The organism is Paenibacillus sp. J31R109, assembly GCF_059692055.1.
In genome coordinates, this window is the sequence record NZ_JCAUAR010000007.1 from 1 (window position 1) to 24,678 (window position 24,678).

Here is a 24,678-nt window from a genome sequence, read left to right on the forward strand (position 1 = left end):
ATGATTTAGTAAATTCTGTTAGAGGGAACGCGGAGTACTGGGAAACTCGTACGCTCCGTGTGGAGCAGGGGAAAAGCTGGAGATCACATCAAATGCTTACCTATTGCAACCTATAGTTCAATCGGATAACTATAGTTCAATTACAACAAGAAAAGGCAGCCATCCAAGGTGTGATGGTTGCCTTTTCTTATGTAATGCGCAGGATTATTAAGGAAGATTTCGCGGATAATACCTAGAAAACTCAGCTCCTTTCGATCAATTGGGAGATCGTAGGGGCAGTGGAAGCAACGACTAAGGGAGATGAATTGACATTTCAAGATCCTTTAAATAAGTTCTCGGTACCAGATCTTGTATAATTATGCTGAGCTTTTGTTTCGGTTCTAAGGGTGGGAACTCTCGAACAAACATGTCAATTTCAGACTCAATGGCACGTTCACCGATCATATCCACTTCTTTCCCATTTTCAACCAGAAATCGAAATGCAGCATTATCGTGATCAGATCGCTGCTCGCCCAGAGTTCGATAATAAACGAGGGTTTTATCAGATAAATACGCTATGCCAGTCAACTCCAAGCTGCCGAGACTCCCGCGCTGGACAACGAATGGACTTTCTTGTGTCGGGGTATGATCCACCGGCACTACTGTTGTTTTTCTTGGAGGATCGAACGGAAGCGAGTATGGACGAATCGTCAATGAGTTTGGTAGTTTGCCCGTGACTCTTGAGGATATTTTCCATTTATCTATTCTCGTTTGTCCTTCCTTTCTAGCGTATTGCGTACCACTATTGATTAGCTCAAGGGAGCGTCCGTTTTCATCAGTAACTTCCATACCGATATAGTTCTGCAAAGGTTCGTTCCCTTCCATGTCAACACTTGTTTCACCGATAAAATCAATGAACGAATCTGAATAATTTATTTTCTGTAATGTGAATTGCACATGCTGCTGGTGAACTTTTTTCATTAGATCTAGCGTATGAATGCCTTCTTTGAGCATCCCTATATGACTGTTAAATGAAAAATTCCATTTTCCTTCTTTGTTGACTATGTCTCCGCTCGTTAGCGATAAACCAACTTTACCGATCGTTATGTTCATTTCATACTGTTCAGATAGTTCTTTCAATAATTGATCGTCCGCATAGGTTTGAATAACTCCAGCATATTGATGATCATTAATAAGCTGCCCATAACCTGCGATTGCAGGAATTCTTCGATCATTAATAATGAATTTAATATCGTAGGGGGTCATACCGTTTTTGACGCTTTGGTCTGTTTCCATAGAATAACTGGCAGTTAGATCATAGCCGTCGTAGTATATCTCAGAGATAGTAATCTTGACATCACCGTCCTTAACCGATTGCTGAACTTCGGATGTCACACCTCCCAGATCAGGATGTTTTTCACTGAAAAAACCAATCATTTGGAAGACGGATTTGAAAATAGGAGATTGAGCCATAATCGGTATCATAGGGGTCGAAATAAGTAAAACTACAAACAATACAAAACTAACAGCCGTAATCAAAAAACCATATTTAAGCTTACTTTGAACTGCTTTTCGAATCAGTCTTGGCTGTTTTGTAAATGTTCGCTCCCATATTCGGTTAAAAGATGTAGATGGAAACTCATGATCTAGTTTTTTATTCAGAGTTCTTTTAATAGTAGAATTAAGTTCATCCATATGACGATTAACCTCCAAATCTGCTAGATGGTTTCATTGTATACTCACATTCCGGAATTTTCTTTCTCAATGACCTTAAAGCCGTATTTAACCTGGATTTACAAGTGCCAATCGGTATATTTAGGATTTCTGCTATCTCAGTGAATTTCAAATCAAGATAATAATGGAGATAAATAACTTCTCTACTTTTAAAAGATAAGGAAGAAACCTCGTCCCATAATTGTTCGTTTGCCTCATCTTTAACGATCATCTCTTCCAAGGATTCATTCTTATGTTGCCTGTTCCATAAGTTCGTCCAATGTCGTTTGCGAAGCGTCTTTCTAACCGTATTTAGCGTAATCTTATAAATCCATGGTTCTATAGGTCTATTAGAATCATATTGGGGATACACCTGAAAAACTTGAATAAAGGTATCCTGCATAATATCTTCTGACAAGGTACTTGATTTGGTTAGGAATAAAGCTAATCTGTACACGTAAGCGGACTGTTCCTCAAATATCTTTTCCGCCTCTTCCTGAGAAATGTTCAATTCATCTCACCCCCTCAATATTTTACTACTGTATATATCCAAAAAAATTAAAAAAGGTTCGATCCGCTGAAATAAAAAAGAACGTCATAATAATATAAACCGAAACGGCATGCTTGACGTTTATTTATAGAGCATTTATGACAGGTATACATGCATTTCTTTATTAATGTGATTTTTATGTCGTGAAAATTTGAATCTGCTTAATTTCTGGGGACTTTCATGTCGTGAAAATTCGAATCTCCTTGATTTTTGGGATTTTCATGTCGTGAATATTAATCTTTTTTATGATGTCGGGATTTTCATGTCGCTAATGGGGCTATTTTCTTGTCGTTGTATTAGAATATTTATTAATTAGAATTATTATAAATAAGGTTGACTTTATCTCTATTTTATTTATAATAATTATTATCTGATATCAATTATCAATGAAAAAGACAGGCTGTAAGGAAGGAGTGCATCACCGATGTATGATGTCATTATTGTTGGAGCCGGTCCCGCAGGAGCTTCGGCGGCGATTTATACAGCAAGAGGGAATTTGAAAACGTTAGTTATTGATAAAGCACCGAATACAGGAGCACTCGCCATTACGCACAAAATTGCCAACTACCCCGGTGTCATTGGTGAATTGTCAGGCAAGGATCTGCTCGATACGATGCGCGACCAAGCCAAGAGCTTCGGAGCTGAGTTCATCCAGACGACCATTACGGATGTCGATGTAGAAGGTGAGACGAAGTATGTGTTTACTGCAGATGGGATGTATGAGGGGAAGTCGATCATCATTGCAACTGGCTCTAAAGGACGCAATCGTATGCTGCCAGGTGAGGAAAATCTGATGGGGCGCGGCGTAAGCACGTGTGCGACTTGTGATGGTGCTTTTTTTGAAGGAAAGACGGTCGCTGTAATCGGTGATTCCGAAGAGGCATTGGAAGAAGCACAAGCGTTGAGCAAGTTTACTAAATCCATCCATTTCGTTGTTCCTCGACCTGAATTGCAAGGTGTTCATCACGTTCCAGATCTGAAAGGTACGAACATTCTTTACAAAACGAAGCCCCTCGAGGTGCTGGGAGATAAGCAAGTACAAGGTCTCCGAATTCGTACAAGCTCTGGTGGCGAGGAAGTGCTGGATGTGGATGGCGTCTTCGTTTTCTTATCTGGCAGTAAGCCAGGCACAGATTTCTTACAGGATCAAGTTCCTCTTGATGAGGAAGGCTTTATGATTTTGGATAGCTCCATGCAGTCTCCAGTTGCTGGTGTGTTCGGCGCTGGCGAAGTAAGACGCACACCGGTTAAGCAAGCAGTTGTTGCCGCTGCGGATGGTGCGATTGCCGCTATGGCAGTTGATAAATTTATTAATAAACGAGCTCAATTGATCCCGCAATATAAATAATTCTACTTAGGAGATGACCAACTATGTCTAATGTAATCGTATATTCCAGTACCAACTGCCCTTATTGTGTGCAATTAAAGAAATATTTAACGGAGCAACAAGTCGGTTTTGAAGAAAGAAACATTGATCTAAATGACCAATTCGGACAAGAGCTGCATGATATGGGCCTCATGTCACTACCTGTTACCGTCATCGGTGAGCACAAAATTCTTGGTCTCAACGTCACTAAACTCAAAAAAGCATTAGCCGAAATCGCTAGCTAAACTAAACTAACATTCAAAGGAGAATCACATCATGACACAACAACTAACCGTTCAATCACCTGCTACTTTTGCTAAAATAGGGCTGCCAGCTCCGAGCTTTTCCCTGCTCTCTACAAAAAATATGGACACGCTCGAGGAAAAAATCTCGCTAGAAGATTACCGTGGCAGATGGCTCGTATTCTTCTTCTGGCCATTCGACTTCACGTTCGTGTGTCCGACAGAAATCACAGCATTCAGTGACAATTACGAGCAGTTCCTTGATCTGGACTGTGATATCGTCGGTGCGTCTGTAGATAGTGTCTACACACATCGTGCATGGACACAAACACCGCGCGATCAAAACGGCATCGGCCCTGTGAAGTTCCCATTGGTAAGTGACTTCTCCAAAGAAACAGCACGTGCCTATGGCGTCCTAGATGATGAGGCAGGTGCGGCGCACCGCGGCTTGTTCATCATTGATCCAGATGGCGTGCTGCGCTACCAAGTAGTGACGGACATGAATGTAGGACGTTCCGTTGACGAGACACTTCGTGTGCTACAAGCGCTGCAAGCAGGCGGGCTATGCCCAGCTAACTGGAAGCCCGGCGATCGCACACTATAAGCGAGACCAAGTATGGAAATCCCAATCGAGATGTTGTCGGTTGGGATTTTTGCTTAGCATCCTGTGATGCGTAAAAGCAGCGGCCCGCTAGCGCACAAAAAATGTGCGCAAGGAGAGCGCCTCTGGCGCCGTCCGCCCGCTAGCGCACAAAAAATGTGCGCAAGGAAGCGTCCCTGGCGCCGTCCGCCCGCTAGCGCACAAAAAATGTGCGCAAGGGAAGCGCCCCTGGCGCCGTTCGCCCGCTAGCGCACAAAAAATGTGCGCAAGGAGAGCTCCCCCGTCGCCGTCCGCCCACTAGCGCACAAAAAATGTGCGCAAGGGAAGCGCCCCCGTCGCCGTCCGCCCGCTAGCGCACAAAAAATGTGCGCAAGGGAAGCGCGCCCGTCGCCGTCCGCCCGCTAGCGCTTCTTGCAAAAAAAATCATTGCAAATTACCATAAATTGGAGTAAATTTTTCATTAAGTCGTGAAGAACACGCCGCTAGCATTGGAACTCGTTTCCAGTGCTAGCGGCTATTTTATTTCCTTAAGGTGGAGAGAAGAGGATGGAACCAATAAATAGTGAGATGAGTTTGCAGCTTCGCGTTGCGTACGATAAGTGGATGGCATTACAAATCAGGTCAAGCACAGGGGATAGGCGCCAACGACTGCAAAAGGGTCTGAGTTTCTCATTAAAGAAATTCATTATCCATGTGTTTTGGCCCGCTAGAGGAAGTTTTGATGGTTGGTTTGCTGAGTACGAAGTGACGGATTTTAAAGATGGCTTCAGATACCTTGATCTGGCCTGTCCATCCCCCGCTATCAAAATGTGCATCGAAGTAGACGACAAGGGAACACAGTCATAACGCCGATTCGTATAAATTTTCAGATGATCGCTTTCGCCAGAATGACCTTATCATCGACGATTGGAAGGTGCTGCGGTTTTCACTGCAGAGTATTATGGAGCAGCCTCGCCGTTGCCAACAACAGATGATGCATGCGTTAGCGAAGTGGGGGATCGAATCCAATGTCATCCAACCCTCTTTGTCTCCAACGGAACTGGCTATTTATAAATTTATCGAAAATAAGTCAAGGTCCTACTCACCGATTTCGATAGCTCAAGCAGTTGGTATCCACAGAAATACAGCAGTAAAATATCTGAAGTCTCTTATTGATAAAGGCAAAGTAGTACCTGATGTCACAACTGGTGGTCCAATAAGGAAATATCGCGCCTATCGCACAAGCAATAGTTAATTTGTGCTAGGTGGTTAATTGGGCACCTTGTTGTCTCCTATCTGTTGGGGCTTCACTTCCTGTATTCTGTTCACCTTTTGAAGTATAATGAAGAAATTACAGTTAGATAGTGAGGTTGAGTGCAGCATGGCGTCCATTGCGGACAAGGTATTTATGGGTTCTTTAATTTTGATGATGGTAGCGGTTGTCGTTAGCGGGGTTGGTTTCCAATTCATTAATTGGAAATCGCAAGTGAACAATGAGCTAGAAGAAGAAACGAAGACGAGCAGCAGTCGCAAGAAATCCGTTATGGATCGACAAGATAAAAGTCTCAAACGAATCGGGCGCTCATACTTATTTTGGATTGCGGTAGCGGGCATGTTGATTTCGATAGGGTTAAGTTATTTATAACATGTCTGTTAAAATAGGCAGAAAAAAAGCACGCCGAATGCGGTGTGCTTTTTTGTCATGGTCAAGCTTATCTCCGAATTAGCCAGAATCCCGCGCAATAAACCGCGAGGACAGCACGACTTTCTCCACTTGTCTGCCCGGGTGCTGGAGGCGGTAAAGCAGCGTTTCAACAGCTCGAATGCCTAGCGCTTCCTTGCCGAGCTCGATGGTGCTCAGGGCTGGAGTTGCGTAGGCGGCTGCCTCAATGTTGTCTAGTCCGATGACCTTTACCTGACTCGGTACTTCGAGTCCATGCCGTTTCAAAATAGGCAGCAGCGCTAGGGCAAGGTGATCATTGGCGCAAACAAAACCATCAGGCATGGTTTCCGGGGTCAAGGCCGCTACTTTGCGATCCAACTGGTGAAGCATGTGTGGGTGGGAGTAGGCGATTTGCCATTTCTTCAAATGATAGTGCTCAGCCGGTCCAGCCATATCCTCGAGTGCCATGCGGCAGCCCCACCAGCGCTCTTTGAAGCTTACGGCGAATTGATCATCGCCAATGAAAATTACACGCTTCGCGGCAGTGGAGAGCAAGCGTTGACATGCCATTTTGCCAGCATCCAAATTATTATTAAGCACACTATCTACTTCGATTAGCGGCTCATTATGGTCGATGAGAACGAGGGGAATCCCACTCTGCTTTAATGAAACGACGGATTGCGTTGGAAAAGTTCCTGCTAACAGCTGGCCAATACAATGCGAAAGATCAATATAGGATGGGATCTGCAGCTGAGGCTGGTGATTAGGTGCGATAGGGACGATCAGATGCTCATAGCCTAGCTCTTTACTGGCCGTTGCGATACCCGTGAGAACCTTTCCCCAGAAAGGGTTGTCCTGCAAATAGGTAGACTGAATCCACACCAAAATATAGGGATTGAATTCGGATGTCGTGTGCGCACCTTCAATGGCAGTAGGTTTAAAGGCTTGATGAGTTGATGAGCGTGCTGTTTGAGTTTGCTGGAGGGTATAGCCCATCGCTTTCGCAGTTTCTTGAATACGAAGCCGGTTCTCTTCGCTAACGCCTGATTTACCTGATAACGCTTGGGAAACCGTATATTTGGACATGCCGAGTCGGTCGGCGATTTGCTGCATGGATACTTTTTTGCTCATGAGAGACATCCTTTATATTGAAAATACGTTATGTACCTCGTTCGTTCGGAACCTAACAAATCTATTGTTCCTGATTATGTAGGAATTGTCAATGCAGGCCAACCTACTATGTTTGCACAAAAAAAGATTGACCGCACCTAAGAAAGTGAGTAAATTATGCTCATGAATAATTGTTGTTAGCCTAACAAAAATAACAAAATAAACAATAAGAAATTGAAGAAACACACACTGACTTGGAGGATGAAAGCATGCTTACCACCATCATTTTTTACGATCCCACATTTCCGTATGAAGGGATTCGACCCGACAATAAAGCTGTTGCACAACTAGGAGAAATAGGAAAAGTGGTTGGAGCGGAGGGGCTGGAAGAAGCGCTGCAGCAAGGAGCAGATAACTTCATTCATCTACATGGTCGCTACTTCCCTAAGTCAGCGTGGCAGGCAATCCTTACTCATACACGTAAAGGTAAAGGTCTTGTGCATGTAGGAAGCGCGCCATTCCGAGTACCTGCTTACCTAGGCGCAGAAGGTTGGGAGCTGGAGATTGAGCAGACCGCGTATCACCAGCAGCTACAAATTCATGAAATCCTTGCCGTGGATGACGCCCCGATTGCTCGTTATGCCTCGTATGCCGAGTTACCATTGCTGGCAGGTAAAGAAGATCTATTTGCCATTCAGCCAACCGTAGGATTCGCACTGCATGTGACACGGACCGATGATCATCCAGGTCAAATTGGTTCCAGTGGTCCGATGGATGCTCATTTCACGCCGCTGCTGAAGGGAATTTCAAAGGATGGACGTGAAGTTGCAGCACCGATCGTCCTTCTTGAGAATACGAAGGGGGCATTCGCGGGTGGCCGTTGGATTTTTGCCAATGTGGTCACGGATGAAGCGTTCTGGAGCAACGGAGGAGTCTCGATAATCGCCGATTTGGCTGCATACACGAAGCGAGGCGTGACGGAAATTTGGTTCAAGCCGAATTATGCCTGTTATGATCCGGGCGACCGTGCAGCTTTGACAGTTCAATTGCAGACACTTGCGAATCGTACAGGTGCCGTGTCAGAGAATGCATCATGGACATTCCACGTTCAAGTTACGAAAGAGGGGCATACAACACCGATCTGGACGACGGAATTTAACATGAATGCGTCGCGAGAGCTCTCTTTTAAAAAGGTAAACATGCCCATTGATATCGAAGCCGGTTATTATACAGCGGTTTGTAAAGCCGTAGCGAATACGGGGGAGACGCGCACGTTTAACCAAGGTTTCTGGGGGTATGATGCAGACTTGCTGCGCGAAGGGACGCCGATGTCTTGTGATCGCGACTACTTCTGGAAGGACGGACGTCCGCTTCCGATCGTGGGGATGACGTATATGACGAGCGATGTGGCGAGGAAGTTTTTGTTCTTGCCGAACGTTTCCGTGTGGGACCGAGATATTGCGCAAATGGTCAAAGCGGGCATTAACCTGCTGCGTACAGGCGTCTGGTCGGCATGGCGTCAAATTATGTTCGTGGACGGACATCCATATGAGGAAGTGCTGCGCAGCATCGATGCGTTCATTTTGACTTGTAAAAGACACGGCATTGAAGTCACGTTCAATTTCTTCTCGTTTACACCAGAGCTGTGGGAGGGCGTGAATCCATATTTGGATCCGCGCAGCGTGGAGGCGCAGAAGCGGTTTATTTCTTCCGTGGTGTCCAGACATAAGGAAACGACGAACGTGCATTGGGATCTGATTAATGAGCCGTCGATGTTTAATCCGAGCAAGCCTTTTGCTGGGCCGCAGTCGGCACATGATGCTTTCGAGCACGAGGCTTATGTAGCTTGGCTAGAGGAGCGTCATGGGGATATTCGCAAGCTGCAAGAGCGCTGGAATATGTCTCCAACGGAGCTGCCGAGCTTTGCTAGTGTCCGCTTGTTGGATCCATCCGAGGTGAACATGAGCACGACGGAGACTGTGGAGAAAAAAGGCTCCCCATGGCTGGACTACACCCTGTTCACCATGGACATGCATAATCGTTGGGCGAAGGAGCTCATCGCGACGATTCGCAGTATTAACCCAGCCCAACTGGCTACAGTCGGGCAAGATGAGGGCTTAGGCGCGCAGCGGCCATCCCCATTCTTTTACGCAGAAGCTGTGGATTATACGACGGTGCATACATGGTGGTTGATGGATCAGCTGGTGTGGGACGGGATTTTCTCCAAGGCGCCGACGAAGCCAAGTTTGATTCAAGAAACAGGCATCATGTACGTCGAGACGGCGGATGGGCGTGCGAAGCGTTCGGAATATGAGCTGCGTAATATTTTGGAGCGAAAATATGCTTATGCGTTCTCGACAGGAGGAGCAGGTGCTGTTCAGTGGATTTGGAATATCAATTTCTATATGAACAACATCAATGAGTCGCATATTGGAGCGCTGCGGGCAGATGGGACAGAGAAGCCGGAAGCCGATGTTTCTTATGATTTCGGGTCATTCATGGCAGCGATTCGCGATCTCTTTGTAGGACGCAAACTAGAGGATGTTGTGGCTGTGTTCCCGTATTCGAATGATTTCTCCACGCGCAAATTGGCCGGTGATGCAACTGCGAAGTTAACTCGCACGCTGGCTTATGGGTTGAATGTACCGTTTCGCGGCTTGAGCGAGTATCACTTGGAAGCTCTGGCGACGGATCAGCCGAAGCTGATCATCGTGCCGAGCGCACATAACTTCAGTGATGCTGCCTTGGAGGAGCTAACGACGCATGTGCGTGAGAATGGCGGAACACTGCTCTTTACCGGGCCGCTTGGTTTGAATGAGTACTGGGCGCCGGTCGCTCGGTTGACCAATATCGTAGGTGAAACCGTGCTCAGCAACATTGTGCGCGAAGAGGCGATGGTGTTGGACGATGAGATGGTTCCTGTTTCTTTCGGTGGAGCTCGGATCGCTCAGCTGAACAAGGAAGTCGCGCTTGCAGGTGATGGCGGCTGGAACTCGCAGCATGGTGTTGTTCGCAGTTACGAGCTGGGCAAAGGGCAACTGATCTGGTGTCCACTCCCAGTGGAGTTAGGCGAGCGGAGCGATGTGTTGGAGAAGCTGTATACGCATGCGCTGAAATCAGCTGGTGTTGAGGCGGAGCTGAACTGGGTAAAAGGCGGACAGTTGCCAGGGGTTTATGGGCGGAAGTTGAGCTTTGATAGCGGCGCGTTGTTTATCTTCGTCTCGGAGTTCGGCGTGGACACGCAGATCGAAGTAACCGATCCGGCAACAGGCCAGAGCTACGCGTTCGAGCTGGAAGCTGAGCGAACGGTCATGTTCGCCGCGAACTCAGCGGGCGAGTTGTTGGCGGTGTATCGACCTGAACAGGTGCAGGTTGAAGTGAAGTAACAATTTTCTTCAGGAACGATAAAGTGAAGAAATAGATGAAGCCCCTAGATGAGAAAGTTCTCATTTAGGGGCTTTTTCCAGTGGTGGGAGTAGTATGAAATCCATCTATCGTTCTGATTGAACAAATAGGTGAAAATAACTACACTGAGGGGGCTAGTGCCATGCTATATGATTACGTAATTTGATCAATACAGTTACTGCAAACGAGCTTCCCTTTGAAATACGTCATATCCTCGAAATTACCACAAAATACGCAGGCAGGCATATACTTTTTTAATGTGATTCGCTCAGGATCCACGTAAACTTCAATAGCGTCACCGATTTCAATGTGCAGCGTCCGACGCAGCTCAATAGGTAAAACAATCCGTCCCAGCTCGTCCACTTTTCTTACAATTCCCGTCGACTTCATACAACAACCTCCCTTTTTTTATGAACCAACGAACTACTTCATCTAGTTACAAAGACTCATATTCTGTATATACATCTATTCCACATATGCACTCAAATCCCTTTTATTTACTGATTGAGTTTTCGATAAAGTTGACAATTTCTTCAAACCTCATGCAAACCGAAAAAAATGTAAACTTAGTTCGATAGAAACGTCAACTTTCCCCAAGACAATCTTGTTATAGTTAAGAAAATAAGAATAATAAAACGAAACCATAAGCGAAGGTGGAGGTTTTTCATTGATTTGGAACCGATTAGGTGTATTAACGGATGAAGTATCTGCTGATTTCGAAAAAGCGGTAAAGTGGGCAGCCGAACAGGGCTTACGACATGTCGAAGTAAGAGTTGTGAATGGTGTCAATGTTGCGGAACTGGGAAATGCTCAGCTCATAGACATCCGTAAATTAGTGGAAGATCACGGATTATACGTGTCAGCGATTGCCTCTCCTTTGTTCAAATGCGCACTAGATCCGCAACGATTGGTTGAATCAGGAGATACGTTTGGGCAGAAGGAACAGAGTGTGGAGGAACATTTTAAAAAACTTCATAGGGTTATTGAGATTGCGAAGCTGCTAGGGACATCTCGTATCCGGATTTTCTCGTTTTGGCGGGAGCTTGATCCACAACAACATCGAAATGAAGTTATTCATCATCTAAAAAGAGCAGGAGAAATCGCCGAGAGAGAAGGCGTGATGTTGCTGTTAGAGAATGAACCATCTTGCAATGGAGGCTTTGCTGAGGAAGTGGCTTCGCTTGTTTCTGGTATTGATTCCCCAGCGGTTAGGGGTCTATGGGATCCAGGGAATGAAGCGTACGGGGCCAAGGAGGCATTCCCGAAAGGCTACCAATTCATGAAAAATAGTTTAGCACATGTCCATCTAAAGGATGCTTATATTCGTCAGGATGGAACGCCCAAATGTGTGCCCCTTGGCTCTGGTAATGTGCCAATAACTGCTCAGATTAAGGCGCTCGAAGCAGATGGGTATACAGGTTTATATACGATAGAAACGCATTTTGTCCCAGATGGCGGCAGTCAGCTGACGGGCACGCGCATGACGCTAGATGCACTTCGCGCTTTGTTAGAGGAGGTGTAGCATTGGCTAACTGGAAATTTGGCATCATAGGTTGCGGTTCGGTGGCAGATTTTCATATCGAGGCTATCCGGCAAATCGAAGAGGCAAGCCTGGTTGCGGTAGCCAGCCGTACGGAGGCGAAAGCGCAAGCCATCGCTGAGCGTGAGGGATGCGCTTGGACGACGGACTATCGTGAGCTGCTTGCCAGGACCGATGTCGATATCGTCTGTGTTACAACCCCAAGCGGCAGCCATGCGACGATCGGGTTGGAGGTTGTGAATGCGGGCAAGCATTTGATTATTGAGAAGCCAATCAGCATGAATGTGGCGGACGCGGAGCGGCTAGTTCAAGCGGCACGAGCGAAGAATGTGACACTCTCTGTCATCTCACAACGTCGATTCGAGGCGCAGAATCAAGCGATCAAACGGGTGCTAGACGAAGGGGCTCTCGGTAAACTCTTGCTAGTCGAGGTATCGCTGCCCTTCCATCGATCTCAGTCTTATTACGACAGTGCGCAGTGGCGTGGAACGATCGCAGAGGATGGCGGTGCCCTGATGAATCAAGGGATTCACTGTTTAGATCTGCTGCTATGGTTCGCAGGTGAAGTTCACACGGTTTTTGGCAAAGTCGCGACGCAGACGCACGAGATGGAAGCTGAGGATTTAGGTCTGGCCATTTTGCAATTTAAAAATGGGGCATTTGGGACGATCATGGCATCGACCAGCATTCGTCCAGGCTTCGCCGCAACCATCCATTTGTATGGGGATAAAGGGACGATCAAGCTGGAAGGCTCGACGATTGTCCATTGGACGGTGCCAGGGCGAAGTGAGCCGACTTGGACAGAAGAAGGAGCCTATGGAGGTATTACGGATCCACGCAGCATTGCGTCGGATTTCCATCAAAGCCAGTTGTTGGATGTAATGGCTTCTATCGAAGCCGGCGAAGAGCCGCTGGTTACGGGGGAAGCTGGGCTGCGAGCGGTGCGGCTGGTTGAACAGATTTATAAGAGCGCGGCGGAAGGTCGGCAGTTAACTTTATAATACTGGAGGAACTTAACTATGCAGGAGCCACAATCACAGGTGCAACCACAACCAGTCAGCCAAGTACGAATCGATGAGTTGCAGGTTAATGTCTATCAGAACCGGAAAGCATTGGGGCAAGCTGCGGGATTAGATGCAGCCACAAGGATCAAATCGCTGCTTGCAGAGAAAGCGGCTGTTCGCATTATTTTCGCGGCAGCGCCTTCGCAGAATGAAATGCTCGAGACGCTGGCACAGGATGAAGCCATCGATTGGTCGCGGATCACCGTGTTCCACATGGATGAGTACATCGGACTCAGTGAGGAAGCGCCGCAGAGATTTGGAAGGTTTTTAACCGATCGTTTATTCCATCTCGTTAAGCCGGGCACCGTTCACCTCATCAATAGCTCGAATGAAGCGGAGGACGAGTGCAGACGGTATAGCGCACTTTTGGAAGAGGCTCCGATAGATGTGGTATGCCTCGGTATTGGTGAGAACGGTCACATTGCCTTCAATGACCCTCCTGTTGCTGATTTTGCTGATCCGTTGTGGATCAAGCGCGTAGAGCTGGATGATATTTGCCGGCAGCAGCAGGTGAATGATGGATGTTTCGGCCGTTTTGCAGATGTGCCTACGCATGCGTTAACCCTGACCATACCAGCGCTGATGTCGGGTGCGCATTTGTTCTGCTCTGTACCTGGTGTTACGAAACATCAGGCCGTTCAACGCACATTGAGCGGATCCATCTCAACCGAGTGTCCTTCGACGATTCTCCGCAGGCATCCGGACTGCACGATGTATCTGGATCTAGATTCCTATGGCCGATAATACGAGCGTTATTCATGCGCGCCATTATGTTACAGGAGCACCTGTCGCGATAACTGTCAGCGATGGACGGATTGCGAATGTGGAACCGCTTGCTGCATCAGAATCGGTAGACCTGCCGATTGTCGCGCCTGGCTTGGTTGATCTGCAAATCAATGGTTATGCGGGAAGCGACTTCAATACATTGCCGCTTGAAGCGGAGACAGTCAGTCGCATCGTTCGCATGCTATGGCGGGAAGGGGTAACTGCTAGTTACCCCACCGTCATTACGAGCAGCCCCGAGGCGATCGCAAGCGCGCTCGGCAGCATAGCTAGCGCCTGTGAAGCGGATTCGGCGACGGAGCAAGGCATTGCGGGCATTCACTTGGAAGGCCCGTTCATTTCGCTCGACGACGGGGCGCGCGGCGCACACCCGCGTGATGCCGTAAGGCCGCCAGATTGGGACCTCTTCTGCCGCTGGCAGGAAGCGGCTGGCGGCCGCATCAAGCTTGTGACGCTGTCGCCGGAATGGCCGGACAGCGCCACATTCATCAAGCGCTGCGTCGATAGCGGCGTGATCGTGTCCATCGGCCACACGGCAGCAGACGCTTCGCAGATAGGGGAAGCTGTCGCGGCAGGCGCTAGGATGTCGACGCATCTGGGGAATGGGGCGCATCTGATGCTTCCGCGCCATCCGAATTACCTGTGGGAGCAGCTGGCACAGGATGATCTGTGGAGCTGTGTTATTGCCGACGGCTTTCATTTGCCGGACCAAGTGCTGAAGGTTGTGCTGAAAGTGAAAGGAGAGCAAGCTCTGCTAGTTAGCGATGCTGTAGCTATCAGCGGTCTTGAACCTGGCGTGTACAAGACGCACATCGGTGGCGACGTTGTACTTACCACAGAAGGCAAGCTTCACCTTGCGGCTGATCCTCGTCTCCTAGCGGGCTCGGCTCAGATGCTGCTGTGGGGCATTGCGCATTTGAATCGACGGGGGCTGGCCGATTTCCCAGCAGCGTGGGAGATGGCTTCGATACGCCCGGCCCGTTTGATGGGATTGGCTGTCGAAGAGGGCTTATCGGCAGGGGCACCTGCTGATTTCGTTCTCCTGGACAGCATTCAAGCTGACGGCAGCATCCCCTTGCAGCAGACCTACAAAGCTGGCAAGATCGTCTATGATCGAAGCCAGAAGAGCTAATAAACCTACTATTTTGCTCGTCTGCACAGAAGGGTTGTTCTATTCCGTTAATTGACATATGCTTGAATGAAATATGGCATCGGATAGGTGGTAATCGTATGAGCATGGGGAAGGGAATGTCCTATTTTCAAAGCAAATCCACACTGAAAAAGGAATTTCCTTTTAAAATATTCCGCTACTCCAGCCTAGCGCTGAAGCAGCCCTTGCATATCCATGACTATACGCAGATTGCTTATGTGCTCAAAGGTGTGTGCAACCATCAGCTGCGCGGCAAATCGCTGAATGTCAGCAGAGGGGATATGTTCATCATCTCGCCTGGGGTGGAGCACAGCCTGAGCGCGATTGAGGAACGGGAGTTCGAGGTGGTGCTGATTGATTTCCTTCCTTATTTGGTGAGGGAGCAGTTGAGGCCTTTCTCCGATACCTTGCAGCCTTTTCTGCACAATACGGCTGACGAAATGCCAGAGTTAGGGACCATGCCACAGCCGTGGCTGCATATCGCCAAGCCAAAGCAACTGCTAGTGGAGCAGCTTCTTCAAGATATACAGGATGAATTTGAGCATCGTGAAGCGGGTTATGAATATGCCATCTGTACGAGTCTAGTCAAGCTGCTCATCCTTATGGATCGCGAATATCGTAGGGCGCGGCGTAAGCAAAGTGTAAGGTCGACGTCCACGAGCCAGCATCCGATCGAAGAAGTAAAACGATTCATCCATGACAATTACAGTCAGGATATTCCCCTTGAGCAAGGGGCATTTCTGGCCAATATGGCTCCAGCTTATTTCAGCACGATTTTCAAAAAAGAAACAGGCCAGAACTTCGTCGATTATGTCAATGAGGTACGCATTGAAAGAGCGATGGAGCTCATTCAACGTAATATGCATACCATTACGCAAATTGGCTTTCAGGTTGGGTTTCATCATCTCAGTCATTTCATCCGAACATTCAAAAAACGAACCGGCATCACGCCTACTGAATATAAGAAAACGTTTGGAAATACCCCCTAAATTGATGAAGGAAAGAGGGAATCACGATGACTAAGAAAATAGTGAAGGTTGGTATTATTGGGCAAGGGCGCAGCGGGCGCGACATCCACGGCAATTTGCTTGTGCAGCTTCCTGAGCACTACCGCATTATGGCTGTTGCAGACTCCATAGCAGAGCGTCAAGAGCTTGCGAGACAAGAATATGGCTGCACAGCGTACGCATCTTGGGAGGAAATGGTGACGAATGAGGAGCTGGATTTGATCGTGAATGCTTCTCCGAGCCATCAGCATTTTCCGATCACATTGGAACTGCTTAATCGCGGCATGCATGTCTTGTGCGAGAAGCCGTTGGCGAAGACAACGGAGGAAGTCGATCAGTTGATTGCTGCCTCCGAGCGAACGGGCAGTGTTCTCGCGGTATTCCAGCAGTCTCGTTACCAGCCGGCTTTCGTCCAGCTGCGTAAAGTGATCGAATCAGGCGTGCTAGGGCGTATCGTGCAGATCGATTTCAGCCTGAACGGCTTTGCACGCCGCTGGGATTGGCAAACGCTGCAAAGCAATAATGGCGGAAGCTTAATGAATACGGGACCTCACCCGCTGGATCAGGCGCTGCAGCTATTTGGGGCGGATGCGCAGCCAGAGGTCATGTGTATCATGGACAGAACGAATACCTTTGGTGATGCGGAGGATTATGTGAAACTGCTGCTGCGCGGAAAAGGAAGACCTACGATTGATCTGGAAATTTCATCCAGTTGCGCCTTCCCACATGAACAGTTCAACATTCAAGGAACGAATGGCGGCCTTCACGGAACAGGGAATAAGCTGGAGTGGAAATATTTTAAGCCGGAAGAAGCGCCTGAACAGAAGTTAATCCGTGAACCGTTATTCTCAGCGGAAGGGAAACCTGCGTATTGCAGTGAAACGCTGCCATGGCAAACAGATAGCTGGGAGGTTGCGATTGCAGACGGGAAGTCAGCTTTCGAACATATGACAGAGAAGCTGTATCTGATGTTGTATGAGACCCTCACCGATGGTAAAGAACTGGAAATTACGCCTCAGCAGGTGCGCAGGCAGCTATGGGTCATCGAGGAATGCCAACGCCAGAATCCACATATCTACGCGCAGTAAATGAAAGGCAAGCCCCGATCTCGCGTGTTGGCGGGGGAGGGGCTTTTTATGTAGTGGCGGAGGCAGGAGCGTGGAGAAGAGCGTGGTTATAGTCGGTAAAAGCGACTAACTCGGAAGCGGCGAGGTCTGGGACATGGAGATAGTCGGTGAAACCGACTATCTCGGGTGAGATCGAGGTCTAAGGAGTGGAGATAGTCGATAAAACCGACTAACTCGAGTGAGATCGAGGCCCAGCGCGTGCAACTAGCCAATAAAACCGACTAGCATAATTGGGGTAAGCACCAAGATAGTCTCTAAGGTTAATGAATTCTTATCATCAAGCAACATTCAAAAGATTTACTTATTTGCGTAATCGCCAGGATGCCCTATATTTTTCATAGTGGATTACACGTATTTAAAGGAGGAGCACGATGAGCATTAGTTACAACCAGTTGGAAGCATCACACTTGAGTGAAATCCTTGACCTATGGAATAAGGAATTGTCCGATTTGTTTCCAATGAGACTTAGATTGTTGCAGCAAAATATCGTAGAAGATCAGCTGTGGCTGCGCGAGGGTTCATGGGTGGCTGTGGAGCAATCGTCAGGGCGAGTGGTTGGGTTCGCTGTTGCCAAAGTCGCGTCTGCAGCAACGGAGGGTTTCGGTATTCCTCGTGACTTGGGATGGATTCATGCCCTCGTGGTCGACCGTCCTTACAGGCGGAGCGGAATCGGGACAGCCCTTCTTCGCAAAGCTGAGGAGGCGCTCCTGAACGCAGGAGCCAAACGGATCATGCTCGGTAACGACCTGCACCGTCGCCTGTTTCCAGGAATTCCCGCTCAGCTTGAGGAAACGAGACAGTGGTTCGAGAAGAGAACTTACACGTTCAAAGAGATCTCTTACGACCTGATGAACAACTACGGAGACGATCAAGTCATCACGTTGCCCACAGTCCATGAAGCATCATTCCGACTCGCAAATCCTAGCGACAGAGAAGCCTTAAAAGCTTTCATGCATCGCTGCTTCCCAGGAACATGGGATTATCAGCATCGCGATTATTGGGAGCGAGGAGGCACAGGACGAGAGTTCGTCCTACTTGAAAGAAATGCCACGATTATCGGGTTCTGTCGGATGAATGATGCACAGTCTCCTTTATTAGCTCAAAATATCTACTGGTCACCGCTTTTTGAGGGAGAACTTGGGGGCATCGGTCCGCTGGGCATTGATGAGAGCTTCCGGGGTCATAAGTACGGGATCTCAATTGTACAAGCAGCAATTCATTATTTATTGCAACGTGGCGTACGTAACGTGGTGATTGATACGACACCTTTCGTAGATTTCTACGGAAAGCTGGGCTATCAGACTTGGAAGAGTTATGCGAGATATGCCAAGGATCTATAAGGTTCATAATCAAGAGGGAGCAACTACGTCATCAAGGCGTAAATGCTCCCTCTTTCTCATTTAGTTCTTATTATTCAGCCTACGGAATTCGCTTGGTGTAATTCCTGTATGCCGTTTGAAAACGCGATTGAACGAGGCTGCCGTAAAGTAGCCAACAAGCGATGCAATCTCCTGCACCTTCAAATCGGTATCCCGCAGCATCTCAATCGATTTATTCATTCGGACGGTAAAGATGTAATCGCTGAAATTGGTACCTGTCTTTTCTTTAAAATAAGTGGACAGATACGGCCCCGTGATCCCCAGCTTGGCAGATATGGCTTCCAGTGACAGGTCGTCTCCGAAATTCGACTCCACATATTCCATAACGAATTTGGTCATGACGTCGGTTTCGGATTTTTTCTCTCTAATGGCTGCCGCAGATTGCGCAAGGAACCAATGTAAAAACTCTTTGTATTGTTCTAAGGTATGACAAGCTTTCAATAGATCATAAGGAGACCCTCTGTCTGAGAACGTATGAATGGAAATATTTTGCGCATACATGCTCTTCAATGCTTTGTTGACGATATCTTTGGTGAAGTCTTGGAACTGTTGGGCGAGTGCGCCAGCTTTGGCAAGTTGATCGAGAAGCTTGTCAGCTAATGGAATGGTGACTGCATCAGAACCGGCGTGCAGATTGACGGTTAGCTCATTCTCCTCCGATGGCGTAGGAATCAGTAAAGCAGGCTGTGGCAGCCATTCCGTGATGATCTGAACACCTTCGCCCAACCGTCGTTGCTTGATCAGATCCAGCGCATTCTGGTAGGTCTCGACGAAGTCAGACGAATGCTTGTGAATAGGGCTTGGTGCAATCGTGAAGTTGCCGTATAACGCATCGATATCCAGCATTTGCACAAGTCGTTCTAGATCGTCAGAACGAGCTTCTTCCTGCTCATTTTCAACAAAAATAATGGATAAGATCTGATCCTTTTCTAATTGGAAGGTCAACGAATCTGTGTATAGGCTCGAGAAATGGGCATCGATTAACTCTTTATAGGTGTTAAATGTGCGCTGATGCGCGTTCGTAATCTCTGTGAGGAATTTATCATTAAAATCAATCTGAATCAGCACGAGCTTGTAAGGCTTGTTCGAGTCGATCAAGGTGTGCAGTTGGGAGCCCTTTCCATCAAGTTTTTTCAAGCGTGTCATGTATGCGAATTGCTGTAATAGGGTGTTTTTGGAGCGAAGGTCGTTATGGAATTCTTGATTGGAACGGGATAAATTATTGAGTGTGTTGTGCAGCACATTGAATTCTCTAATTCGACTATTTGTAATCCCTTGTAAACCAATTGGATTATATGATTCCAGTGAACGAAGCATGTTCGCTAACGGATTATGGAATCGCTTGGCAATCAGATAAGATACAGCAAGTGAAATGAACAAAGACAAGATGATAAGCGCTAGCATATTCAAGTTAAGCCTGTGAATTTGTTGCGTAAGTCCTTTATCGGAAACGATCTCAATGTAGGTGAGGCCGGTCTCTGCACTGGTACGGTAGAAATAATAGGTATTCTTGATACGCGTATGACCACTGCCTGTTATTCCTTTGATTTCTTCGGGTAACTCCGATTCCACGGAAGAGAAAACAAGGTTGTGAGTGCCATCCACGATCATTAGGCTGCTTTCAGGCTGCGATTGGTGAAACGCTTCAAACACCTTCGAGCTCTTCAAAAAGACGATAAAAGCAAAATTCGTATCATAGGCATTCTTAATCATGATGGGCATAAGGCTGCCGATTGGCTTATGTTCAAATGCGGTGACAGAGTTAAAAATGGCTGAAGGATAAATTTTAAAACTCTGCGAGCTTTCAATTTCCTTCTTCCAGAAATCGACGGTGTAAGCAGGTTGGGCATAAAACTTGTTGAACATGGTCTCGGCATTCCGGGTGCCATCTTTTTCAATGATGAAACGACTATCTTTGAAGTAATAGATAATGTTGTCTAAATAGAGTAAGGAATTGTTAAGCGAGTACTGTAAGTCATTTTGCGTTTTTATCACAATATCGTAGTGGGACAAGGGGTTCCCATTTTTAAGTAATTCTGTCTCATTGCTGAACAGATAACCAACCATGATACTGCGAATCAGCTTGATATGTTTCTCATAATTAATGAAAGTCGTATTTAAATTCAGACTACTGTTCATGATGATCTCATCCTTAATCTTATTGCGGAAGAAGGAATACGACCAAGAATGAATAGAAACGAGAAGCAGAATAATCACAATGAAACTGAAAAACAAGGTGTAGAACAGGGAGATTTGATTTTGGATTCTTGTCGAAAATCGTGATATCCAGGTCATCGTGTTATTCCTTTCCTTTGCATATATGTTCTATTACTGAGTATAGCACGCCTATATGGGAGGTATTCAATACTCCAAGTTTAAAAAACTTGTCTAAAATCATGATCGCATCCAATTAATGTAAGAATATTTAACATTGTGAATGCGCTTTCCTTAAGGAATTAGGTTATTTTCGGGGGATGCGGAAAATGGCATAGAATCAAAAGGATGAACGATTGTCCACTCCTGCAAATGTCACGTACACTTTGAGGCATAGACAGAGAAATTATACAGGAGGTTAAGGCATGCACCAATTCCAAGCGAGATGGAATAACAGTAAGTATCTATTACTCTTGTTTTTGCCCGCATTCATTTATTATGTCATGTTCAAGTATGTGCCAATGTTTGGAATCTTAATTTCATTTAAAGATTACAACTCTTTCAAAGGTGTATGGGCAAGTGAGTGGGCCGGCTTCAAATATTATTCGCTCTTCTTCCAGAGTCCAGATTTCTGGAAACTGCTGAAGAATACGATTCTCATTGGCGTATATAGAGTGATCTTTGGCTTCCCGGCACCAATTATCCTAGCACTCTTGCTCAATGAAGTGCGAAGAGCTGTACTCAAACGATTCGTGCAATCGATCAGTTATTTACCGCATTTTATATCCAACGTTGTCGTTGTCAGTATGATGTTTCTGTTCCTCTCCCCCACGACCGGAATAGTCAACAATGTTATTGAGTGGATGGGGTATGATGCAATTAACTTTATGCAAAATGAAAATTACTTCCGTACGCTCTATATTTTATCGGATATTTGGCAGCATGTAGGATGGGAAACCATCATTTATTTGGCAGCCTTGAGTTCAATCGATCCTCAATTATATGAAGCGGCACGTGTAGATGGAGCAAACCGTCTGCATCAATTGCAGCATATTACATTGCCAGGTATTCGACCTGCGATTATTATTCTATTGATTTTGAACATTGGGAATGTGTTGGATATTGGGTTCGAGAAGGTGCTATTAATGCAAAATCCGTCCATCTATTCAACGGCTGATGTGCTTTCCACCTATGTGTATCGTGTGGGAATTCAACAGTTGAACTATAGCTATGGAACGGCGATTGATTTGTTTACTAGTCTCATTAATTTGCTTTTCATTTTAGCTGCCAATTGGATTAGCCGTAGGGCGAGTGAGACGAGCTTATGGTAAGGCATGGAGGAGTACGCATATGAAAGTTAAATTTGGACTGTTTGATGTGTTCCTGTATCTTTGTTTGTTTGGTATCGTCGCAACCTGCTTGTACCCCTTTGTGTATATGATTGCAGTTTCTTTCAGCGGTGTTGTTCCCGTCTTAAAAGGTCAGGTTTTCCTTTGGCCCAAGGAGTTTAATTTGAATACTTACGCTGCAGTATTTCAAAAGCCAGAGATCGGACGTGCCTATCTTAATACGATACTGTATACCGTACTCGGTACGTTGATCTCATTACTTGTAAGCGCTGGAGCCGCTTACGCCCTTTCGAAGAAGCATATGATGTTCAGAAATGTATTCATGATGATGATCGTCATCACACTGTTTTTCAGTGGCGGGTTGATCCCTACATTTCTCGTGGTGAAAAGCTATCATCTCTTGGATACGATATGGGCCATGATCATACCTTCGGCAGTAAGTACATGGAACCTTATCGTAATGAGGACGTTCTTCTCCAGTATGCCGCAAGAGGTCGAGGAATCTGGCAAAATGGATGGTCTGACGGACATCGGCATCTTCTTTCGCTTGGTCTTGCCGTTATCCAAAGCAATTCTCGCAACGATTGGACTTTTCTATGGGGTTGCGATCTGGAATAACTACTTCTCAGCGGTTCTGTACTTAAGAGATGCCAATTTGTTTCCGCTCCAAATTATTGTTCGGGGCATGGTAAATCAAGGGCTGGGTACAGGAGCCAACAACATTGGCGGTGACAGTCTAATTGTCGATGAATCAATCAAATACGCAGTCATCATTGTTACGACGGTTCCCATCCTTATGGTCTACCCATTTTTGCAAAAATATTTTGCAAAAGGCGCACTAATTGGGTCAATCAAAGGTTAACATAGAAGCATGGGAAGCAAGGCGCGGTTTATAAAGAAAGGTGCAAGGCAGGTAAGGAAAATTGAGGGTATTCAGGGAGAGTGGGGTAAGTATGAAGAAAAAGTCAGTTGTGATGTTAACAGCAGTCATGAGTATGAGTTTGGTATTTGGTGCTTGTTCAAAGGGGCCTAGCGAAGGCAGTTCTACAACATCACCAGCCGCATCGTCAGCAGCAACAACAGCAGCGTCAACAGCTCTCAAAGCACAAACATTCAAATTTCTTGACTACAGTAACCAAAGTTGGCCGTACGATGCGAATTGGAAAGTGTGGCAATACCTGAAAGAGAAAACAGGAGTCACATTGGATGTGCAGCTTCCTCCAGGGAATTTGCTTGAAGATGCGCTTGCCATGACAGTTGCTTCGGGTGATATGCCAGACTTGATGTGGACGCAGACGAAGGCGCTCGCAGATAAGTTCGGGCAGCAAGGGGCGCTCGTTAACATTTTGGATTATGTGAAAGACATGCCGAACTTGAAGGCTTGGATGGCGAAGTACCCGACGGAAACACAGAACGTGTTGGCTTCGGATGGGAAAATGTACGTATTCCCGAATCAAGGCATGGGTGAATCGAACAGACGCACATGGATGTACCGGGAAGATGTGTTCAAGAAGTTGGGGCTAGCGACGCCAAATACGTGGGATGAGCTCTATGATACGTTGAAAAAGCTGAAAGTGGCATATCCGGACAGCTATCCGTTAACGTTCCGTAATGGATTGAGATACTTGTACGACTTTGGTGCAAGCTTCAATGTACCTGCAGAAGTAGAGAAACTTAAAGCGAGCGTCTTCTACGATAGCACAGCGAAAGAATGGAAATATGCACCGATTCAGAAGGACTATATCACAATGTTGACGTACTTGAACAAGTTCTATAAGGAGAACTTAATTCCGAAGGACTTCCTGACCATCGATACGAAAATGTGGCAGGACATCGTTTCGACGAATCGCGCTTTCATCACCTTAGACTACATTGGACGTATTGACTTCTACAACAGCGCATTGCGTAAAGATAATCCGCAATTCACGTTGAATTTCATGGCGCCACCAGCTGGGGCAGATGGTACACGTAAGAATGCCTATACGCAAGTCGTAGAAGAAGGATTCATGGTTTCATCGAAGTCGAAGAACATTAAAGAAGTGATGAAATATCTAGACTTCTTCTACTCAGAAGAAGGTAAGAAGCTAGTGAGCTGGGGGAAAGAAGGAGAAACCTTTAACGGAAAATCATTCATTAATAAATACGCGGATATTGCTGATATGAGAAAGAAAACTGGTTTATCGACGGATGGCGCGTATACTTGGTTTGATTTTGACTCACATATCTCTATTTCTTCACCAGAATTGCAAGCTGCTTACAAAGCTGCACCACAATACGACAGCAACAAAAACATTGTACTAGCCTTTACTCCGGAAGAGCAGCAAATTCTTAGCACCAAAGGCAATGCGCTAAACGCAAACCGCGATGAGAACTTCTCGAAGTTCATCATGGGATCACGCAGCTTTGGCGAGTGGGATAAATTCATTGAAGAGCAGAAGAAGCTTGGCTACGAGGAGATCGTGGGTATCTACAAAAATGCACATGCACGTGCTTTAGCAGCTGTGAAATAAGTTTCTT

At 46.5% G+C, this 24,678-nt stretch carries 22 protein-coding genes; 17 read left to right on the forward strand and 5 right to left on the reverse strand.

The window, feature by feature from the left end:
- Positions 1–291 precede the first annotated feature (291 nt).
- Together AC58QT_RS18675 and AC58QT_RS18680 are read right to left on the reverse strand one after the other, a co-directional pair.
- Positions 292–1,674: a DUF4179 domain-containing protein gene (locus tag AC58QT_RS18675; RefSeq protein WP_497410334.1), complete on the reverse strand. Its 1,383-nt coding sequence runs from the start codon at positions 1,672–1,674 to the stop codon at positions 292–294.
- A 7-nt stretch (positions 1,675–1,681) separates the two neighbouring features.
- The gene (locus AC58QT_RS18680; protein ID WP_497410335.1) at positions 1,682–2,203 is read right to left on the reverse strand and encodes an RNA polymerase sigma factor; all 522 of its coding nucleotides are present in this window, start codon (positions 2,201–2,203) and stop codon (positions 1,682–1,684) included.
- 463 nt (positions 2,204–2,666) lie between these two features.
- Here AC58QT_RS18680 and AC58QT_RS18685 point away from each other — a divergent pair, with 463 nt between their 5' ends.
- The 6 genes from AC58QT_RS18685 to AC58QT_RS18710 all read left to right on the forward strand — a co-directional run bounded on the left by AC58QT_RS18685 (position 2,667) and on the right by AC58QT_RS18710 (position 6,075).
- Positions 2,667–3,590, forward strand: coding sequence for an NAD(P)/FAD-dependent oxidoreductase (locus AC58QT_RS18685; RefSeq protein ID WP_310500554.1), 924 nt, complete (start codon positions 2,667–2,669; stop codon positions 3,588–3,590).
- Between the two features lie 23 nt (positions 3,591–3,613).
- The gene (locus tag AC58QT_RS18690) at positions 3,614–3,853 is read left to right on the forward strand and encodes a glutaredoxin family protein (RefSeq protein WP_310500553.1); all 240 of its coding nucleotides are present in this window, start codon (positions 3,614–3,616) and stop codon (positions 3,851–3,853) included.
- A gap of 31 nt (positions 3,854–3,884) precedes the next feature.
- Positions 3,885–4,454: a peroxiredoxin gene (locus AC58QT_RS18695; protein WP_497410336.1), complete on the forward strand. Its 570-nt coding sequence runs from the start codon at positions 3,885–3,887 to the stop codon at positions 4,452–4,454.
- A 543-nt stretch (positions 4,455–4,997) separates the two neighbouring features.
- Positions 4,998–5,297 (forward strand): hypothetical protein, encoded by a 300-nt coding sequence (locus tag AC58QT_RS18700; RefSeq protein ID WP_497410337.1) that lies wholly within the window; start codon positions 4,998–5,000, stop codon positions 5,295–5,297.
- Between the two features lie 94 nt (positions 5,298–5,391).
- Positions 5,392–5,685, forward strand: coding sequence for a hypothetical protein (locus tag AC58QT_RS18705; RefSeq protein ID WP_497410338.1), 294 nt, complete (start codon positions 5,392–5,394; stop codon positions 5,683–5,685).
- Between the two features lie 126 nt (positions 5,686–5,811).
- Positions 5,812–6,075, forward strand: a complete 264-nt coding sequence (locus AC58QT_RS18710; RefSeq protein WP_497410339.1) for a hypothetical protein — start codon at positions 5,812–5,814, stop codon at positions 6,073–6,075.
- Positions 6,076–6,153: 78 nt separating this feature from the next.
- On the opposite strand, the gene AC58QT_RS18715 is transcribed toward AC58QT_RS18710, so the two are convergent.
- Positions 6,154–7,224, reverse strand: a complete 1,071-nt coding sequence (locus AC58QT_RS18715; protein WP_497410340.1) for a LacI family DNA-binding transcriptional regulator — start codon at positions 7,222–7,224, stop codon at positions 6,154–6,156.
- A 248-nt stretch (positions 7,225–7,472) separates the two neighbouring features.
- Between AC58QT_RS18715 and AC58QT_RS18720 the strand changes: the two genes are divergently transcribed.
- Complete coding sequence (locus tag AC58QT_RS18720; RefSeq protein WP_497410341.1) at positions 7,473–10,589, forward strand: beta-galactosidase; 3,117 nt, start codon at positions 7,473–7,475, stop codon at positions 10,587–10,589.
- A gap of 172 nt (positions 10,590–10,761) precedes the next feature.
- On the opposite strand, the gene AC58QT_RS18725 is transcribed toward AC58QT_RS18720, so the two are convergent.
- Positions 10,762–10,998: an AbrB/MazE/SpoVT family DNA-binding domain-containing protein gene (locus AC58QT_RS18725; RefSeq protein WP_310500548.1), complete on the reverse strand. Its 237-nt coding sequence runs from the start codon at positions 10,996–10,998 to the stop codon at positions 10,762–10,764.
- A 277-nt stretch (positions 10,999–11,275) separates the two neighbouring features.
- Between AC58QT_RS18725 and AC58QT_RS18730 the strand changes: the two genes are divergently transcribed.
- From AC58QT_RS18730 to AC58QT_RS18760, 7 genes are all read left to right on the forward strand, one after another.
- Positions 11,276–12,130: a sugar phosphate isomerase/epimerase family protein gene (locus AC58QT_RS18730; RefSeq protein WP_497410342.1), complete on the forward strand. Its 855-nt coding sequence runs from the start codon at positions 11,276–11,278 to the stop codon at positions 12,128–12,130.
- A gap of 2 nt (positions 12,131–12,132) precedes the next feature.
- Positions 12,133–13,149 (forward strand): Gfo/Idh/MocA family protein, encoded by a 1,017-nt coding sequence (locus AC58QT_RS18735; protein ID WP_497410343.1) that lies wholly within the window; start codon positions 12,133–12,135, stop codon positions 13,147–13,149.
- Between the two features lie 18 nt (positions 13,150–13,167).
- On the forward strand, positions 13,168–13,956 hold the full coding sequence (locus tag AC58QT_RS18740) for a glucosamine-6-phosphate deaminase (protein ID WP_497410344.1): 789 nt from the start codon (positions 13,168–13,170) through the stop codon (positions 13,954–13,956).
- Positions 13,946–15,127, forward strand: a complete 1,182-nt coding sequence (locus tag AC58QT_RS18745; RefSeq protein WP_497410345.1) for an N-acetylglucosamine-6-phosphate deacetylase — start codon at positions 13,946–13,948, stop codon at positions 15,125–15,127. Before AC58QT_RS18740 ends, AC58QT_RS18745 begins: the two co-directional genes overlap by 11 nt.
- A 98-nt stretch (positions 15,128–15,225) precedes the next feature.
- A complete protein-coding gene (locus tag AC58QT_RS18750) occupies positions 15,226–16,134 on the forward strand; it encodes an AraC family transcriptional regulator (RefSeq protein WP_497410346.1) in 909 nt (302 codons plus the stop codon).
- Between the two features lie 26 nt (positions 16,135–16,160).
- Entirely contained in the window at positions 16,161–17,240 is a 1,080-nt protein-coding gene (locus AC58QT_RS18755; protein ID WP_497410347.1) for a Gfo/Idh/MocA family protein, read from the forward strand.
- Between the two features lie 410 nt (positions 17,241–17,650).
- Positions 17,651–18,619, forward strand: a complete 969-nt coding sequence (locus tag AC58QT_RS18760) for a GNAT family N-acetyltransferase (RefSeq protein WP_497410348.1) — start codon at positions 17,651–17,653, stop codon at positions 18,617–18,619.
- A gap of 60 nt (positions 18,620–18,679) precedes the next feature.
- On the opposite strand, the gene AC58QT_RS18765 is transcribed toward AC58QT_RS18760, so the two are convergent.
- The gene (locus AC58QT_RS18765) at positions 18,680–20,953 is read right to left on the reverse strand and encodes a helix-turn-helix domain-containing protein (RefSeq protein ID WP_497410349.1); all 2,274 of its coding nucleotides are present in this window, start codon (positions 20,951–20,953) and stop codon (positions 18,680–18,682) included.
- A gap of 284 nt (positions 20,954–21,237) precedes the next feature.
- Here AC58QT_RS18765 and AC58QT_RS18770 point away from each other — a divergent pair, with 284 nt between their 5' ends.
- The 3 genes from AC58QT_RS18770 to AC58QT_RS18780 all read left to right on the forward strand — a co-directional run bounded on the left by AC58QT_RS18770 (position 21,238) and on the right by AC58QT_RS18780 (position 24,671).
- Positions 21,238–22,143 (forward strand): ABC transporter permease, encoded by a 906-nt coding sequence (locus tag AC58QT_RS18770; protein WP_497410350.1) that lies wholly within the window; start codon positions 21,238–21,240, stop codon positions 22,141–22,143.
- 19 nt (positions 22,144–22,162) lie between these two features.
- Complete coding sequence (locus AC58QT_RS18775; RefSeq protein ID WP_497410351.1) at positions 22,163–23,023, forward strand: carbohydrate ABC transporter permease; 861 nt, start codon at positions 22,163–22,165, stop codon at positions 23,021–23,023.
- Between the two features lie 91 nt (positions 23,024–23,114).
- Positions 23,115–24,671 (forward strand): extracellular solute-binding protein, encoded by a 1,557-nt coding sequence (locus tag AC58QT_RS18780; RefSeq protein ID WP_497410352.1) that lies wholly within the window; start codon positions 23,115–23,117, stop codon positions 24,669–24,671.
- Positions 24,672–24,678 lie beyond the last annotated feature (7 nt).

Bases quoted from the DNA above. Each gene is read 5' to 3' on its own strand.
- AC58QT_RS18780 (WP_497410352.1), top strand. From the start codon at position 23,115: ATGAAGAAAAAGTCAGTTGTGATGTTAACAGCAGTCATGAGTATGAGT.
- AC58QT_RS18710 (WP_497410339.1), top strand. From the start codon at position 5,812: ATGGCGTCCATTGCGGACAAGGTATTTATGGGTTCTTTAATTTTGATG.
- AC58QT_RS18765 (WP_497410349.1), bottom strand. From the start codon at position 20,953: ATGACCTGGATATCACGATTTTCGACAAGAATCCAAAATCAAATCTCC.
- AC58QT_RS18745 (WP_497410345.1), top strand. From the start codon at position 13,946: ATGGCCGATAATACGAGCGTTATTCATGCGCGCCATTATGTTACAGGA.
- AC58QT_RS18700 (WP_497410337.1), top strand. From the start codon at position 4,998: ATGGAACCAATAAATAGTGAGATGAGTTTGCAGCTTCGCGTTGCGTAC.
- AC58QT_RS18775 (WP_497410351.1), top strand. From the start codon at position 22,163: ATGAAAGTTAAATTTGGACTGTTTGATGTGTTCCTGTATCTTTGTTTG.
- AC58QT_RS18720 (WP_497410341.1), top strand. From the start codon at position 7,473: ATGCTTACCACCATCATTTTTTACGATCCCACATTTCCGTATGAAGGG.
- AC58QT_RS18685 (WP_310500554.1), top strand. From the start codon at position 2,667: ATGTATGATGTCATTATTGTTGGAGCCGGTCCCGCAGGAGCTTCGGCG.
- AC58QT_RS18715 (WP_497410340.1), bottom strand. From the start codon at position 7,224: ATGAGCAAAAAAGTATCCATGCAGCAAATCGCCGACCGACTCGGCATG.
- AC58QT_RS18770 (WP_497410350.1), top strand. From the start codon at position 21,238: ATGCACCAATTCCAAGCGAGATGGAATAACAGTAAGTATCTATTACTC.
- AC58QT_RS18750 (WP_497410346.1), top strand. From the start codon at position 15,226: ATGAGCATGGGGAAGGGAATGTCCTATTTTCAAAGCAAATCCACACTG.
- AC58QT_RS18755 (WP_497410347.1), top strand. From the start codon at position 16,161: ATGACTAAGAAAATAGTGAAGGTTGGTATTATTGGGCAAGGGCGCAGC.
- AC58QT_RS18725 (WP_310500548.1), bottom strand. From the start codon at position 10,998: ATGAAGTCGACGGGAATTGTAAGAAAAGTGGACGAGCTGGGACGGATT.
- AC58QT_RS18695 (WP_497410336.1), top strand. From the start codon at position 3,885: ATGACACAACAACTAACCGTTCAATCACCTGCTACTTTTGCTAAAATA.
- AC58QT_RS18690 (WP_310500553.1), top strand. From the start codon at position 3,614: ATGTCTAATGTAATCGTATATTCCAGTACCAACTGCCCTTATTGTGTG.
- AC58QT_RS18705 (WP_497410338.1), top strand. From the start codon at position 5,392: ATGGAGCAGCCTCGCCGTTGCCAACAACAGATGATGCATGCGTTAGCG.
- AC58QT_RS18675 (WP_497410334.1), bottom strand. From the start codon at position 1,674: ATGGATGAACTTAATTCTACTATTAAAAGAACTCTGAATAAAAAACTA.
- AC58QT_RS18740 (WP_497410344.1), top strand. From the start codon at position 13,168: ATGCAGGAGCCACAATCACAGGTGCAACCACAACCAGTCAGCCAAGTA.
- AC58QT_RS18760 (WP_497410348.1), top strand. From the start codon at position 17,651: ATGAGCATTAGTTACAACCAGTTGGAAGCATCACACTTGAGTGAAATC.